The organism is Actinomadura atramentaria DSM 43919 (assembly GCF_000381885.1).
GTDB lineage: Bacteria > Actinomycetota > Actinomycetes > Streptosporangiales > Streptosporangiaceae > Spirillospora > Spirillospora atramentaria.
In genome coordinates this window covers 20,231-36,086 of sequence record NZ_KB907214.1, presented here as the reverse complement: position 1 = coordinate 36,086, position 15,856 = coordinate 20,231, and the positions used below count along the sequence as shown (strand labels likewise).

Genomic DNA, 15,856 nt, shown 5'->3' with positions numbered 1-15,856 from the left:
AAATAGCTCGGGAACGTCCGTTCTGCTCGCTAGGCTCACCGATCATGGAATCGGCTGATCAGGAGGCCAGCGGGGTGGGGGAGCGGACGTTCCAGGTCGATCTGCGGGGCGTGGTCGACCTCCTGAGCCGGCATCTGTACTCCAGTCCCCGCGTGTATCTGCGGGAGCTGCTGCAGAACGCGGTGGACGCCATCACCGCGCGCGGCGGGGACGGCGGCCGCGTGCGGATCACGACGGGCGCGGGCGTGCTGCGGGTCGAGGACGACGGCGTCGGGCTGACCGAGGACGAGGTCCACCGGCTCCTCGCGACCATCGGCAAGTCATCCAAACGCGACGAACTGGGCTTCGCCCGGCACGACTTCCTCGGCCAGTTCGGGATCGGGCTGCTGTCGGCGTTCCTCGTCGCGGACGAGATCGAGGTCGTGAGCCGGTCCGCGCGCGGCGGCGCGGCGGTCCGCTGGACGGGCCGGGCGGAGGGCAGCTACGCGGTCGAGCCCGCGGAGCGCGCGGAGCCGGGCACGACCGTGACGCTGCGCGCGCGGCCGGGGGCCGGGGAACTGCTGGACCCGGCGACCGTGCTGGAGCTGGCGCGGACGTACGGGTCGCTGCTGCCGATCGACGTCACCGTGGACGGCACGCCGGTGACCGGCGGCGGGCCGCCGTGGCGTGCCGACCACCCCGATCCCGCGCGGCGGCGCCGGGCGCTGGACGCGTACTGCCGCGAGGTCTTCGGGTTCGAGCCGTTCGACGTCATCGACCTGGACGTCGCCGAAGCCGGGCTGACGGGCGTCGCGTTCGTCGTGCCGACGCCGGTCTCGCCGGGCGTCCGCCGCGCGCACCGCGTCTACCTCAAGCGGATGCTGCTCGCGGAGAGCGTCGAGGGGCTGCTGCCGGAGTGGGCGTTCTTCGTGCGGTGCGTCGTGGACGCGGGGGAACTGCGGCCCACGGCGTCGCGGGAGGCGCTGTACGAGGACGAACTGCTGGAGACGGCGCGGACCGCGCTCGGCGACCGGCTGCGCGGCTGGCTCGTCGGGCTCGCCGAGACGGACCCGTCGCGGCTGCGCGCGTTCCTGCGGCTGCACCGCACCGGCGTGAAGGCGATGGCCGTCTCCGACGACGAGATGCTGCGCGTCGTCGACCGGTGGCTGGAGTTCGAGACGTCGGCGGGGCCGATGACGCTCGCGGAGTTCCGGCTCGCGCATCCGGACGGCCGGTACGCGGCGAGCGTGGAGGAGTTCCGGCGGCTGTCGGCGGTGGCGTCGGCGCAGGGCGTCGGGCTGGTCAACGCCGGTTACGTCCACGAGGTCGAGATCGTGGAGCGGCTGCCGCGCGTCGATCCGGGCGCGGCGCTCGCGCCGCTGGACGCGGCGGAGCTGACGGCGCGGCTCGGCGCGCCCGACCCGGACGTCGAGCTGGCGCTGCGCCCGTTCCTCGCGCGGGCGCGCCGGGCGACGGAGGCGCTGGGCTGCGAGGTCGTCGTCCGCGACTTCGATCCCGCGTCGCTGCCCGCGCTGTACCTGTCGAGCCGCGCGGCGCTGCACCGGGCCGAGTTCGAGGAGGCGCGGGCCGCGTCGGACGGCCTGTGGGCGGACGTGCTGGGCGCGCTGAGCGGCGCGGTCGCCACCGACCGCCCGCAACTCGTGCTGAACCACCGCAATCCGCTGACGCGGCGCGTCATGGCGCTGGTCGGCGCGGACTCCGCGGCGGCCGACGACGGCCTCGTCGAGCTGGCCGTGCAGGGCCTGTACGGGCAGGCGCTGCTGCTCGGGCACCATCCGCTGCGCGCGGCCGACACAGCCGCGATGAACCGTTCGTTCCTCGGCCTGCTGGAGCGGGCCGTCCACTCCGGGGAGGCCGGCGCGTGACCGTCGAACACGTCTATGACCTGATGCGGCGGGCGTCGCCGCTGCCCTACGGCGAGGCCCGCACGATGCTGGTCGAGGAGGCGCTGCGCCGCGCGGACGAGACGGGCGACGCCGAGCTGGCGTTCAGCGTCCGGATCGAGCTGATGTCGGCGTACCAGCTCGGCGGCGAGCCGATCAAGACGTTCGGCGTGTTCACGCGCGCGCTCGCGGACTTCGACCGCGACCCCGGCGCGCTGGGCGACCGCGCCGAGCACAAGCTGCTGTGGGAGTTCAAGGGGATGGTGTACTCCATGACCCTGTTCCCGCAGGTGCCGCTGGCGCAGGCGTGGGCGGTGCTGGAGGACATGGAGCGGCGGTACGTCGCGGGCGGGCACAGCCTCCAGGCCGTCCACATGTGGCGGACGGCGATGTTCCGGCACATCGGGGACGCCGCGGCGGCCGACGACTCGTTCCGGTCGTGGGTCTCGACGCCGCGCGACGCGCTGTCGGACTGCGAGGGCTGCGACCTGAGCGACCGGGTGGCGTTCCTGGAGTGGCGGGGCCGGGACGGGGAGGCGCTGGAGCAGGCGCGGACGATCCTCGAAACGGACATGTCGTGCATCGAGCAGCCCGCGTCCGCGCTGACGCGGCTGCTGCCGGTCTACCTGCGCTCGGGGCGGCTGGACGGGGCGCGCACCGCGCACCTGCGCGCGTACCGGCAGCTCCGGACGCGGCTCAGCGAACTCGGCCCGATCGGCGCGCACGTCGAGTTCTGCGCGCTGACCGGCAACGAGGCGCGCGGGCTGGAGATCGTCGAACGGCACCTGGACTGGCTGGACCGCGCGCCGAGCCCGCTCGCCGAGCTGCGCTTCGCGGCGGCGGCCGCGCTGCTGCTCGGCCGCGTCGCGGCGGCGGGCCACGGGGACCGGACGGTCGCGCGCCGCACGGGCGAGGAGCGGACGGTCGCGGAGGTCCGCGACGAGCTGGCCGCGACGGCGACGCGGCTCGCGGCGCTGTTCGACGAGCGCAATGGGACGTCCGAGCAGGGCGACCGGGTGCGGCGGGTCCTCGCGGCGGAACCCGTCGTGGAGCGGCTGCCGCTGCTGGCGGTGCCCGCCGGGCCGAGCGGCGGCGGGCCGCGGGCGGCGCGACCGAAGCCGGTTCCGGTCGCGGACCTGGCGGACGTGACCGAGCCCGGCGCGGCGCTGGACCGCGCGGACGCGGAGTGGAAGGCGCGGAACGTCCCGGCGGCGCTGGCGGCGTGGGAACGCTACGACGCGCTGCTCGGGGACGCCGAGCCGTCCGCGCGCGACCGGGCGCGCCGCGAGGACGGCCGGGGGCTCGCCGCCATCGAGGCCGGCGACCTGCCCGCGGCGATCGAGTGCTGGCAGCGGGCGGTCGAGCTGTACGAGGCGGCGGGCGACGCGGACAACCGGCACGCCGCCGAAAGCCGTCTCGGCGGCCTCTACCAGGCGTCGGACCGGTTGGACGAGGCGTTCCCGCTGCTCGCGGGCGCCGTCGCGTACTTCGACGAGCACGACGGCGACGTCCACCGGCGGACCGCCGCGCGGGCGCGCCTCGCCGCGGCGCACCTCGCGGCGGCGGACCCGGGCGCGGCGCTCACCGTTCTGGCGGGCGCGAAGCCGGACGACGCGGACGACGCCGCGCGCGTCGAACTGCTGCGCGGCCGGGCGTTCGGCGCGGCCGGGGACGAGCACGCGGCCGTCGCGGCGTTCCGGGCGTCGCTCGCCGCCGCGCGCGACGCCGGCGACGCCGACGTGCGCGCGGAGGCCGGACTGCACCTCGGCTCGCTGCTGCGGCACCTCGGGCACCAGTCCGAGGACGGCCGCGCGGAGCGGTGGGCCGAGGCGCTGGACGCGCTGGACGAGGCGGTCGCGAACTTCGACCACTCGATGCTGCGGCTCGCCGCGCACGCCGAGCGCGGGGACCTGCTGCTCGAACTGGACCGCGCGGCGGACGCCGTCCCGGACCTCGCGGAGGCCGTCGCCGGGTTCACGGCGGCGGGCGAGCGGGAGTCGGCGACGTACGCGCGCGTCGGCCTGGCGGCCGCGTACTACGGCGCGGAACGCCATCTGGAGGCGGCCGAGGCGGCGGAAGAGGCGCTGGCCGACGTCGTCGCGCAGGAGGACGCGGGCGCGGAGCGCCGCTGCCGCCTGATCATCGCGCACGCGCGCCGGGAACTGGGCGAGGTCGAGGCGGCGGACGCGTTCGCGAACCTGGCCGAACTCGCGCGCGCCCACGGCGACTCGCGCGCGTCCGCGCACTTCCTGGAGGAGTCCGCGGAGGTCCTGACCTCCTTCGACCGCGACGGCGACGCGGCGGGCCGCTTCGCGGCGGCGGCCGACACCTACGTCGTCGCGGGCGACCCGTACGGCGCGGTGCGCACGCTGCGGCGCGGCGCGATGTGCCACTGGTGGGACGGCGAGGGCGACGACGCGCTGTCCGGCATGGCCCGCGCCCGCACCGCGCTCGGCGAACTGCCCCAGGACAACGTCCAGGCCCTCACCTGGGAGACGGCACTGATCGACTACGACACGGCGCGGGTCCTCGCCGGCCTGGGCCGCACCACCGACGCCCTGGCCGCCGCCGACGCGGCCGTCGCGGGCTTCACCGAACTGGGCGAGGACCAGGCCGCCGCCCAGGCGACCGAACTCCGCAACGACCTCCGCTCATCCCTCGACTGACCACCCCACGATCTGGCGGCGGGTGCCGGTCAGAGGAGTCGGGTTGCGGCGTCGGAGGGGGTTGCGTCGTGGAAGGTCGGGGTGGGCCAGGCGCGCGTGGTGAACGCGGTGGTTATGGCGTCGCGGATCTGTTGTGCGCGGGCGGTGGCGGTGAGGATCACCACCGCGCCGCCGGGGCCGCCTGCGATGCGGGCGCCGCGGGCGCCCGCGCGTAGGGCGGCGTCCACGGTCGCGTCGGCCTGCGGCCAGGACGTTTCGAACTGGTCGCGTAGGGACATCTGGGAGGCGTTGAGCACGGCGCCGAGTTCGGCGAACGCGCCCGCGCGGAGCAGGCCCGCCGCCGCCTCGATCCGGTGGCGTTCGGTGACTACGTGTTGGACGCGGCGGCGGAGTACCGGGTCGCGCAGGGATTTCAGCGCATCGGCCAGGTCGCGGACCTCGCCCAGGTCGGCGACGCCGAGTCGTTCCGCCGCTGCCGCGCATTCCCCGGGCCGGGTCGCGGTGGCGGCGCGCGCGGCGTCCGCGCCTGAGCGGGTGTCGACGGCGAGCAGCGTGAGCCCGGCCGAGGCCAGGTCGAACGGGAGGCTGCCGGCACCGCCGCCGCGCCGGTCCACCAGCAGCGCGCGCCCGGCGACGCCGAGCAGGGACGCGGCCGCGTCGGGACGGCCCGGCTCGGCGGCGAACGGCACGAGCGCCGTCGCGTCGAGGCCGAGCCCGTACAGGTCGCGCAGGGCGAGCGCGGTCGCGGCGGCGAGCGCGGCGGGCGCGCCGAGCCCGGCGTCCGGCGGCAGATCCGTGCGGACGGTCGCCACGACGCCGCCCGCGCCGCGCTCCCGCAGCCGGTGCGCGACCAGCACGGCCGGAATGGTCCACGGCCGGGCCGTCGCGGTTCCGTCCGCCATCGGCCCGTCCGTCGCCGCTCCGTCCGCGGCTGGCCCGTCCGCCGCTGTTCGGTCTGGCACCGGCCCGTCCGCGGTTCCCGCGACGCGCGCCTGCGTCCGCCGCCCGAAGCCGCGGAATGCGGCGAACACACGGGCGCGGAACCCGCCGCGCCCCGCCCCGCCGCCCGCTGACGGCGTTCCGCCCGAGAAACCGACTTTCTCGCGCGCGTCCGTGCGTCCCGCCTTGTCCCGCACATTCGCACGTACCGATGTGTCGCGCGCGTCCGTGCGCACTGTCGCGCGTGGCTCGTCCGAGAAGCGGATCTCGTCCGGTGAGGCCGCGCGGGTCGCCGTGATCTCGACGCCGGCGGGGATCGCGCAGACCAGCGCGAGGCCCGTCGCGTCGTGCTCCTCGCCGAGCAGGACGACGCGGCCCGGCGCGCGCCAGCGGCCGGACGGAGCGGGCGGGACGGTCACCGCGCCGCCGACAGGAACGTCCAGGCGTCCCGGACCATCGCCGTCAGGTCCCGCTCGGGCTTCCAGCCGAGCATCCGGTGGATCTTGTCGGAGGACGCGATGAGGACGGCCGGGTCGCCGGGCCGCCGCGCGTCGACCTCCGCCGGGATCGGCCGCCCGGTCACGGCGCGGCAGACGTCCACGACCTCGCGCACCGAGTAGCCGGACCCGCTGCCGAGGTTGAAGACCTCGTGGACGCCGGGCTCGCACGCGTCGAGGGCGAGCAGGTGCGCGGCGGCGAGGTCCACGACGTGGACGTAGTCGCGGACGCAGGTCCCGTCGGGCGTCGGGTAGTCGTCGCCGAACATCCGCACGGCGTCCCCGTCGCCGAGGGCGATCTTCAGGACGTTGGGGATGAGATGGGTCTCGACGGTGTGCCGCTCGCCGAGGGCGAGGCCGCCGTCGAGCAGCGCGCCCGCGACGTTGAAGTACCGCAGCGAGACCCCGCCGAGGCCGTGCAGCCGCGCGTACTCGGCGAGCGTCGTGTCGATGGCGAGCTTGGACGCGCCGTAGGGGTTGGTCGGACGGGTCGGCGCCGTCTCCTCGATCGGCGTCGACTCCGGCTCGCCGTACGTGGCGGCGGTGGAGGAGAACACGATCCGGCGGACGTCCGCGCGGCGCATCGCGTCCAGCAGCGCCAGCGTCTCGCCGAGGTTCTTGTCCCAGTACAGCGCGGGGTTCGCGACGGACTCCCCGACGAGCGACTTGGCGGCGAAGTGCAGCACCGCGTCGAAGCCGCCGCCCGACAGCACGTCGCAGGACGCGTCCCGCAGCGTGCCGCGCACCAGCGAGGCACCCGCCGGGACGGCGTCGGCGTGCCCGGTGGACAGGTCGTCCAGCACGACGACCTCGTGCCCGGCCGCGAGCAGCCGGGCCGCGACGACGCCGCCGATGTAACCGGCGCCGCCGGTGACGAGTACCTTCACGCGAGACCTCCCCGACGATGATCGACGCGGTTCAGGCTACCGACGAGCACCGCGCCGGAGCGCCGCGCCGCCGCGACATATGATGAGCGGGACGCAGGGCGCGGCACCGCGCCGCCGGAGATCCGCCCCGGGGCGGCCGCGGCCGGTCCGGCGTCCGCTCCCGCCCGACCGCCGCCCCGGCCCGTGGTGGTGTCACCGCCAGGAGACCGGACGGTCTCGCCGCCGGCGGTGCCGTCCCCGGCCGGGCCTGAGAGAATCGAATCCGTGCAAATGTCCGAAGCGCCTGTCTCCGCCGCTCCGCGCGTGCTCTCCGGCATCCAGCCCACCGCCGACTCGTTCCACCTCGGGAACTACCTCGGCGCGCTGCGCCAGTGGGTGGCGCTCCAGGACAGCCATGAGGCGTTCTACTGCGTCGTCGACCTGCACGCGATCACCGTCGAGCACGACCCGGCGCTGCTGCGCCGCCGCTCCCGGGTCGCCGCCGCGCAGCTCCTGGCGATGGGCATCGACCAGGACCGCTCGACGCTGTTCGTGCAGAGCCACGTCCCCGAGCACGCCGAGCTGGCGTGGATCCTGGGCTGCATGACGGGGTTCGGCGAGGCGGGCCGGATGACGCAGTTCAAGGACAAGTCCGCCAAGCACGGCTCGTCGGCGACGACGGTCGGCCTGTTCACGTACCCGGTGCTGATGGCCGCCGACATCCTGCTCTACACGCCCGAGCCGGGGCCGGGCCGCGAGCTGCAGGTGCCGGTCGGCGAGGACCAGCGCCAGCACCTGGAGCTGACCCGCACGCTCGCGCAGCGGTTCAACCACCGGTTCGGCGACACGTTCGTGGTCCCCGAGGCGTACATCCCGCAGACGTCGGCGAAGATCACCGACCTGCAGGAGCCGACGGTGAAGATGAGCAAGTCGGCGTCGTCCCCGCAGGGCATCATCGACCTGCTGGAGGAGCCCGGCCCGCTCCGCAAGAAGATCATGCGGGCGGTCACCGACACCGGCACGGAGGTCCGCTACGACGAGGCGGAGAAGGCGGGCGTCACCAACCTGATGCGGATCTTCGCCGCGCTGGACGGGACGTCCTTCGCCGACATCGAGGCCCGGTACGCGGGCAGCGGCTACGGCCAGTTCAAGAAGGACCTCGCCGCGATCGTCGTGGACGCCCTCACCCCCATCCGCGAGCGCACCGAACGGCTGCTCGCCGACGAGGACGAGCTGGACAAGCTGCTCGCGCGCGGCGCCGAGCGCGCCGGGGCCGTCGCGGCGCGCACGATGGAGACCGTCCGCGACCGGGTGGGGTTCGTGGGACGTGGCCGCTGACCCGGCCGAGACGATGGTGCCCGGGATGCCGCCTCCCGGTCCGGGCGCCACGATCGGCATCGCGATCCCGATCCCCGACCCGTTCGGGACGCGGCTGCAGCGGATGCGCGAGTCGCTCGGCGATCCCCACGCCCGCGCGATCCCCACGCACATCACGCTCGTGCCGCCGACCCGGCTGGCGCGGCACGCCCTGGCGGCCGTCGTGGCGCACCTGCGGGACGTCGCGGCGGCCGAGCGGCGGTTCTGGATCCGGCTGCGCGGCACGGGAACGTTCCGGCCCGTCTCACCGGTCGTGTTCGTGGCGCTCGCCGAGGGGATCGGCGGCTGCGAGCGCGTCCAGGCGCGCGTCATGTCGGGTCCGCTGGCGGGCGAGCCGCCGTTCCCGTACCACCCGCACGTGACGATCGCCCACAACCTGCCCGACGACGCGATGGACCGCGCGTTCAAGGAGCTCGCCGGGTTCCGCGCCGACTTCGAGGCGTGGGGCTTCGCGCTGTACGAGAACGACCCGGACGGCGTGTGGCGGCGGCGGCGCGACTTCGTGTTCGGCGCGGACGGCCGGTGATCGGCCGCGCGCGAGCGGGTACGCACGGTACATGCCGAAGGTGATCGACGTCCCGCGCCGCCGGGCGGGCGAGCTGCTCGCGGCGGCGCGGGAGCGCTCCGGCGGCGTCGACCACCTGGTGCGCGCGCTGGAGCGCTACCAGGACCGCCGCGGCGACCGGCTCGCCGCCGCGCTCACCTGCTACGGGTTCCTGTCGTTCTTCCCGCTCGTCGCGCTGGCGTACGCGCTGCTCGGGTACGCGGTCGGGGTCAGCGACGCGGCGCGCGGCGCGTTCGTAGACGCGGTCGACTCGATCCTGCCGGGCCTGTCCGCGGAACTCCGGGTGGACGAGATCGCGCGGTCCCGCGCGACCGTGGGGCTCGTCGGGCTCGGCGCGCTGCTGTTCACCGGTCTCGGCTGGGTGGACGCGCTGCGCGAGGCGCTGCGGGACGTCTGGGGCAACGACCCGAGCGCGCCCGGCAACTTCTTCGTCCGCAAGGCCGTGGACGGCGGGGTGCTGCTGTTCCTCGGCGCGACGCTGCTCGCGGGCATGGCGGTGTCGGCGCTGGCGGGCACCGCGACCCACGCGGCGCTCGGCTGGTTCGGCCTGACGGGCGTGCCGGGCGCGGCCGGGGCGCTGCGCGGGCTGTCGCTGGCCGTCGCGGTCGCGTCCAACGCGCTGATCTTCCTGGTGCTGTTCTCCCGGCTGTCGGGGACGCGCGCGCCGTGGCGGCGGATCTGCCGGGGCGCGCTGCTCGGCGCGGTCGGGTTCGAGGTCCTGAAGCAGGCCGCGACGACGCTGCTGTCGCGGACGACGCACAACCCGGTCTACGCGTCGTTCGCGGTGCTCGTCGGGCTGATGGTCTGGATCAACCTCGCGTCGCGCTGGGCGCTGCTCGCAGCGGCGTGGACGGCGACGCGGCGGGCCGTGCGCCGCGCGGACGCCGCGCCGGAGGCCGTCGCGCCGGGACATTTGTCCCAGCAGAACCGGTGAGGACCGGCTCTGCCGCCGGTGCCGGCCGCGCGGCGAGGATGAGGAGGTCAGCACGGCACGACCCCCTGGAGCGGACATGAACGGCATCATCGCCCGGCTGCGCGGCGCGCGGGAGATCGACCCGGCGGAGCTGCGGGGCGTCCGGCCGCTCCCGGTGTGGTTCTTCGCGTTCGAGGGCGTGATGGCCGGGGCGTTCGACGTGTGGAAGGCGTGGGACCGGGCGTGGGTGGTCCTCGCGGCGCTCGCGGCGGTGAACGCGGTCGTGGGGCTGACGGTGCTGCGCCGCCGGGTCAAGCTCGTCCGGGCGATGCTGAAGAACAGCCGCACCCGCAAGATCACGTTCGGTCTGATCGGCCTGCGCCTCGGCCTGCACGTCGTGCTCGGCGCGTGCGGGGCGGCGCTGACGACGCCGGCCGAGCACCTCGCGCTCGCCGCCGCGATGGCCGCCGCCACCGTGACGCTGCTCTGGTTCGACCAGCGCGTGACCTTCCGGGCCCTCGGTCTGGCGGCCTGACCCGCCGTTGCGGGTACGGCGACGGGGCGGGAGCAGTCCTCCCTGGCTCGCGCCGGAAACTTCGGTCGAGGGCGAAGTGTCCGTGTCGTACCTTCGAGAATGTGACTATTTCTGGTGCCCGGGCCGCCGAACCCGACATCGCGCGGGCCGCCGCGCTGATCGCGGAGCCGTCCCGCGCCCGCATGCTCAACGCGCTCGGCGACGGGCGCAGCGCGTCCACCAGCGACCTGGCGGCCGCGGCGGGGATCGGGCTGCCGACCGCGAGCGAGCATCTGACGCGGCTCGCCGACGCCGGACTCGTCACGACCGAGCGGCGCGGGCGGCGGCGCGAACACCGCCTCGCCGGGCCCGCGGTCGGCGCGGCGCTGGAGGCGCTGGCCGTCATCGCACCGCCCGTGCCGGGACGGACGCTGAAGCAGAGCAGCCGCGCGAGCGCGCTCAGCCGCTCTCGGACCTGCTACGACCACCTCGCGGGACTGCTCGGCGTGGACGTCATGCAGGCGCTGCTGCAGCGGGGGCTGCTCGTCGGGCACGACGGCGTCCACCGGCCGGGGCTCGCCGTGCTGGACCGGCCGTCCGCGTACGGCCGCGACATCGACTACCGGGTGAGCGACGCGGGCCGCGCCTGGTTCGCCGAGTTCGGCGTGGACGTGGCGGCGCTCCCGGCCCGGCGGCCGCTCGTCCGGTACTGCGTGGACTGGACCGAGCGCCGCCACCACCTGTCCGGCGCGCTCGGCGCGGCGCTGCTGGACCGGCTGTTCGACCTCGGCTGGCTGCGCCGGGGCACGTCGCCGCGCGTCGTCCACGTCACCGAGGCGGGCACGGCGGGCCTCGCCCGCGCCCTGGACGTCAGGCCCCGCTGACCGTGCGCCTGGTCCCGTCGGTCGCCGCACCGGCCGAGCCGCCGATGCCCGGCAGGTTCGGGCGTCCGCAGTGCCCGGCGGCCCGTTACGGCGTCTCGTCCGGGATGCGGTCCGGGTCCGGCGGGGCGGCCGCGGCGACCGGCGCGGGGGACGGCAGCGGGCGGCGGCGCCGCAGCACCGCCGTCAGCACCGCGAGCGCCGCGACGACGCCCACCGCGCCGCCGCCGACGAGCCACCACGTCCGGTCCGTCTCCGCCGAGCCGAGGGACGCCGCGGGCAGGTTCGCCCCGTGCCCCGCCGCCGCGGCCTTGGTCGCCGCGTCGCCCGGCGCGACGAGCGTCCCCACCGGCCGCACCTTCCCGACCGCCCCGAACCCCCAGTTCAGGAGCTTCGTCGCGTACTCGGAGGGCGGCGCGTCGGCCTTCATCAGCGAGATGAGGATCGTGTGGTTCCCCCGCCGCGCCTCGGCCACGAACGTCTGCTCCGCCGCGACCGTGTAGCCGTTCTTGCCGCCCAGCATCCCCTGGTAGGCGTACGGCTGCCCCGGCAGCATCCGGTTGTGCGTGTAGATCGGGTAGCCGCCGACCTTCTTGCCCTTCTTGCGCTGCTTCTTGGTGGGCGGCGCGGGGAAGTGCGCGGTCAGCGTCCGGACGTACGCGCGGTAGTCCGGGTTCTTCATGCCCTCGCGCAGGATCAGCGCGAGGTCGTACGACGACGTGTGCTGCGTGTGGACGTTCAGCCCGAGGTCGACGTCCAGCCCGTTCGGCGACGCGGCGAGCGTGTCGCGGGCGTTGATGCGCCGCGCCTCGGCGTTCATGTCCGCGATGGTGCGGGCCATGCCGCCGTTGGCCTCCGCGAGCGTGACCGCCGCGTCGTTCGCCGACATCATCAGCAGCGCGTTGAACAGGTCGTGGACCTTGTACTGCATCGACGGCGTCATCCCGACCTTGGTGCCCTCGACGTCGCACGCCTTCTGCGACGGCCGGACGAGCCGGTTCGGGTCCAGCTTCGGGATGAGCGTCAGCGCGGTCAGCGTCTTCAGCGTGCTCGCCGGGAGGTACTTGCCGTGCGGGTCCTTCGCGGCGAGGATCTGCCCGTTGTCGGCGTCCGCGATCACCCACGACGCCGCCTTGATCTTCGGCGGGGCGCGGAACCCGGCGGGCGCGTCCACGATCGTGCCGGTCTCCGCGAGCCGCGGGCCGCCCACCGGCTCGGGCGGGGCCGCCGCCGCGCCGGGGACGCCCGGCAGAGCGCAGAGGACGAGCGCGGCGGCCGCCGGGACGGCGGCGGCGCGGCGCGGAAGTACCCGTGTGTTCATCGTTCCCCGAGCTTTCAGCGGTGTGTCGAATGAACCGTACCCATCAAGGGGAAACCCGATCTATCCCCTCGGTCCCGGTCGAGCAATGATCAAGCCGGGCCATCGAGCTAGTTCGTTCGGGTGGTGACGAATCGGGAAGGCATGGCCGAAAGCGGTGGGCGCCCCTGGTCCGGTCACCCTCCGTACGGGCCAATTGGGCGGGGAACGACGGGGATTCAGCGGCCCGTCCGGCCCCTGGCGTCACAATGGTCGCGGAGGAGGTGCCTGTACCGGCGTTTGTGCAGCCTTCATCACCCGCTGGCGGAACAGCACCACGTGCCGCACGCCGAACTGCGAGGATTGCGGACGGAGGTCTCCGTGGCCATTGACTTCAACCCCTCACGCGGCGCGACGCTGGGCGTGGAGTGGGAGCTTCAGCTCGTCGACACCAAGACGAGGCACCTGCGCCAGGACGCCCGGGAGGTGCTGGCCGACCTGCCGTCGCTGAGCGAGGGCGGCGACCAGGCCAAGGCGCGGCACGAGATGATGGAGTCGACGGTCGAGATCGTCACCGGCATCTGCCACACCGTCGGCGAGGCCAAGAGCGACCTCGCCGAGACGCTCGCCGCGCTGCGCGGCGCGGCGGCGGCGCGCGGGATCGCCCCGGCCTGCACCGGCACCCACCCGATCAGCGACTGGCGCGACGCCGTCATGGCGCCGATGCAGCGCTACGCCGACCTGGTGGAGCAGATGCAGTGGCTGGCGCGCCGCATCCAGACGTTCGGCGTCCACGTCCACGTGGGCGTGACGGACGCGGACAAGGCGATCCCGATCGTCAACGCGCTGGCCGGGTACCTCCCGCACTTCCTCGCGCTGACGGCGTCCAGCCCGTACTGGGGCGGCGCGGACACGGGGCTGGCGTCCAGCCGCGCCATCGTGTTCGGGCAGCTCCCGACGGCGGGCACCCCCCACCTCCTCGGGGACTGGGCGGAGTTCGAGGAGTACATGGCCACCCTGCTGCGCGCGGGGACCATCCGGAGCATCAAAGAGGTATGGTGGGACATCCGCCCGCATCCCGATTTCGGCACGGTCGAGATCCGGATGTTCGACGGCATTCCCACCCTGCGCGAGGTGGGCATGGCGGCCGCGCTGTGCCAGAGCCTCGTGACGCTGTTCGAACAGCAGATCGACCGCGGGTACACCCTGCCCCGTCCGGCCGCGTGGGTCGTGCGCGACAACAAGTGGCGCGCCACCCGCTACGGGCTCGACGCGGTCGTCATCACCGACGACAGCGGGAACACCGCCCCGCTCCGCGACGAGCTGTACGAGCTGATCCGCGAGCTGGAGCCCGTCGCCGAGCGGCTGGGCTGCGCCGAGGAGCTGGCCGTGGCCGGGGAGGTCCTGGACCTCGGGGCGTCCTACGAGCGGCAGCGGGCCGTCCGCACGGCGGGCGGCTCCCTGGAGGACGTGGTGGACGCGGCGGTCACCGAGCTCGCCGAGGACCGGTTCGTCACCTTCGGGGAGGCCGTCCATGCCGGGAAGTGAAGGGCCGCACGGCCCGTCGCGGGACGGCGGGCGCGCGCCCGCCCGGGGAGTCCCGCGGGCCGAGCCCGGGTCCGGGCCGGCCGGAGCGAGCACCGAACCGACCAGGGGCGCGGCGCCGCGGCGCCCGCCCCTCGCACAGGGGGCGCACATGACGCAATCAGCGCCGGGCGTGGTGCCCGGCCTCGCATCCTCGCCCGCCGGGGGCACGGCGGGGGCGCTGCAGCAGCAGCTCGACGCGTTCCTCGCCGGGCACGCCGACGAGCTGGTCGCGTTCCGCCGCGACCTGCACATGCACCCCGAGCTGGGGTGGGCGGAGCACCGCACGACGCGGCGGATCGCCGAACGGCTCGCGGCGGCGGGCCTCGCGCCGCGCGTCCTGCCGAAGGGCACGGGCGTGATCTGCGACGTCGGGCCGGAGGACGGGCCGACCGTCGCGCTGCGCGCCGACATCGACGCGCTGCCCCTCCAGGACGAGAAGACGCACGTCCCGTACCGGTCGACGGTGCCGGGCGTCGCGCACGCGTGCGGCCACGACGTCCACACCGCGATGGTGCTCGGCGCGGGCCTGTTCCTGGCGCAGCAGGCGGCGGCGGGGCTGCTGCCCGGCCGGGTGCGGCTGCTGTTCCAGCCCGCCGAGGAGTCGCCGGGCGGGGCGCTGGACGTCCTGGCGGCGGGCGGCGTCGCGGGCGTGGACCGGGCGTTCGCGCTGCACTGCGACCCGCGCATCGAGGTGGGCGAGCTGGGGCTGCGCGCCGGGGCGATCACGGCGGCGTGCGACAAGGTGTACGTCCGGGTGACGGGGCCGGGCGGGCACACCGCGCGCCCGCACCTGACCGCCGACCTGGTGTACGCCCTCGCCAAGATCGTCACCGAGCTGCCCGCCGCGCTGTCGCGCCGGGTCGATCCGCGGTCCAGCCTGTCGCTGGTGTGGGGGCGGGTGTCGGCGGGGTCGGTGGCGAACGCGATCCCCGACGACGGCGTCGCGGAGGGCACCGTCCGCTGCCTGGACGACGAGGCGTGGCACCGCGCGCCGGAGATGATGCGGTCCCTGCTGGCGTCGGTCGCCGCGGCCTACGACGTCGAGGCGTCGCTGGAGTACGTGCGGGGCGTGCCGCCGACCGTCAACGAGGCGGCGAGCGTGCAGATGTTCCGCGACGCGGCGGCGCTCGTCCTCGGCGAGGACGGGGCGGTGCCCACGCCGCAGAGCCTCGGCGGCGAGGACTTCGGCTGGTACCTGGAGTCGGTGCCGGGGGCGCTGGCGCGGCTCGGCGTCCGCGCGCCGGGCTCCACCGCGGACTACGACCTGCACCGCGGCGACTTCGACGTGGACGAGAGCTGCATCCCGGTCGGCGTGCGGGTCCTGACCGCGACCGCGCTGACGGCGCTGTGGGACGGGCGGCGGCCCGCCGACGGCGAGCCCGTCGAGGGCACCGCGCTGGCCTGACCCTCCCCGCCGGCGTGCGCCCCCCGGTGCGGCACGCTTGAGCCCATGACGCAGATCGACTGGCCCGCGCTGCGCGCCGCCGCGCGGGCCGCGATGGAACGCGCCTACGCCCCGTACTCGGGTTTCCCGGTCGGGGCGGCGGCGCTCACCGACGACGGGCGGGTCGTCACCGGCTGCAACGTCGAGAACGCCTCGTACGGGCTCGGGCTGTGCGCGGAGTGCGGGCTGGTGTCGGCGCTGTACGGCGGTGCGGCGGGGGCGGCGCGGGCGGCGCGGCCCCGGCTCGTCGCGGTCGTCGTGGTGGACCGGCACGGCGCGGCGCTGATGCCGTGCGGGCGGTGCCGCCAGGTCTTGTGGGAGCACGGCGGGCCGGGGATGCTGCTGGAGACCGTCCGTGGCGTCCGGTCGATGGCCGAGGTGCTGCCGGACGCGTTCGGCGCGGGCGACCTGACCGACCGAGCCTGAG

The 15,856-nt window shown here is 75.4% G+C and carries 12 protein-coding genes and 1 pseudogene; 10 read left to right on the top strand and 3 right to left on the bottom strand.

The annotated features are described in order from the left end of the window. Positions 1 to 44 precede the first annotated feature (44 nt). Positions 45 to 1,865: an HSP90 family protein gene (locus G339_RS0117660; protein WP_051107879.1), complete on the top strand. Its 1,821-nt coding sequence runs from the start codon at positions 45 to 47 to the stop codon at positions 1,863 to 1,865. Further along, the gene (locus tag G339_RS34155; RefSeq protein WP_019632405.1) at positions 1,862 to 4,549 is read left to right on the top strand and encodes a hypothetical protein; all 2,688 of its coding nucleotides are present in this window, start codon (positions 1,862 to 1,864) and stop codon (positions 4,547 to 4,549) included. The genes G339_RS0117660 and G339_RS34155 overlap by 4 nt, the downstream gene beginning before the upstream one ends. 29 nt (positions 4,550 to 4,578) lie before the next feature. Here the strand turns inward: G339_RS34155 and G339_RS36855 are convergent, their stop codons facing one another. Next, complete coding sequence (locus tag G339_RS36855) at positions 4,579 to 5,451, bottom strand: GHMP family kinase ATP-binding protein (protein ID WP_084693316.1); 873 nt, start codon at positions 5,449 to 5,451, stop codon at positions 4,579 to 4,581. 452 nt (positions 5,452 to 5,903) lie between these two features. After that, on the bottom strand, positions 5,904 to 6,872 hold the full coding sequence (gene galE / locus G339_RS0117645; protein WP_019632403.1) for a UDP-glucose 4-epimerase GalE: 969 nt from the start codon (positions 6,870 to 6,872) through the stop codon (positions 5,904 to 5,906). Between the two features lie 270 nt (positions 6,873 to 7,142). Between galE and trpS the strand changes: the two genes are divergently transcribed. From trpS to G339_RS0117620, 5 genes are all read left to right on the top strand, one after another. Continuing rightward, positions 7,143 to 8,189, top strand: coding sequence for a tryptophan--tRNA ligase (trpS, locus tag G339_RS0117640; protein ID WP_019632402.1), 1,047 nt, complete (start codon positions 7,143 to 7,145; stop codon positions 8,187 to 8,189). Further along, positions 8,179 to 8,754 (top strand): 2'-5' RNA ligase family protein, encoded by a 576-nt coding sequence (locus tag G339_RS0117635; RefSeq protein WP_019632401.1) that lies wholly within the window; start codon positions 8,179 to 8,181, stop codon positions 8,752 to 8,754. The genes trpS and G339_RS0117635 overlap by 11 nt, the downstream gene beginning before the upstream one ends. Before the next feature lie 31 nt (positions 8,755 to 8,785). After that, the gene (locus G339_RS0117630; RefSeq protein WP_019632400.1) at positions 8,786 to 9,727 is read left to right on the top strand and encodes a YihY/virulence factor BrkB family protein; all 942 of its coding nucleotides are present in this window, start codon (positions 8,786 to 8,788) and stop codon (positions 9,725 to 9,727) included. 76 nt (positions 9,728 to 9,803) lie between these two features. Next, a complete protein-coding gene (locus tag G339_RS0117625) occupies positions 9,804 to 10,241 on the top strand; it encodes a hypothetical protein (protein WP_019632399.1) in 438 nt (145 codons plus the stop codon). 101 nt (positions 10,242 to 10,342) lie between these two features. Further along, positions 10,343 to 11,104, top strand: coding sequence for an ArsR/SmtB family transcription factor (locus G339_RS0117620; RefSeq protein WP_019632398.1), 762 nt, complete (start codon positions 10,343 to 10,345; stop codon positions 11,102 to 11,104). An 85-nt stretch (positions 11,105 to 11,189) separates the two neighbouring features. Here the strand turns inward: G339_RS0117620 and G339_RS0117615 are convergent, their stop codons facing one another. Next, on the bottom strand, positions 11,190 to 12,422 hold the full coding sequence (locus tag G339_RS0117615) for a D-alanyl-D-alanine carboxypeptidase family protein (protein WP_019632397.1): 1,233 nt from the start codon (positions 12,420 to 12,422) through the stop codon (positions 11,190 to 11,192). Positions 12,423 to 12,779: 357 nt separating this feature from the next. Between G339_RS0117615 and G339_RS0117610 the strand changes: the two are divergent. The 3 genes and pseudogenes from G339_RS0117610 to G339_RS0117600 all read left to right on the top strand — a co-directional run. Beyond that, positions 12,780 to 13,977 (top strand): annotated as a pseudogene (locus G339_RS0117610) (glutamate--cysteine ligase); the annotation flags it as partial. Between the two features lie 117 nt (positions 13,978 to 14,094). Then, positions 14,095 to 15,390, top strand: a complete 1,296-nt coding sequence (locus tag G339_RS0117605; protein ID WP_084693298.1) for an amidohydrolase — start codon at positions 14,095 to 14,097, stop codon at positions 15,388 to 15,390. A gap of 45 nt (positions 15,391 to 15,435) precedes the next feature. Next, positions 15,436 to 15,855 (top strand): cytidine deaminase, encoded by a 420-nt coding sequence (locus G339_RS0117600; protein WP_019632394.1) that lies wholly within the window; start codon positions 15,436 to 15,438, stop codon positions 15,853 to 15,855. The last annotated feature ends 1 nt before the right edge of the window (position 15,856 follow it).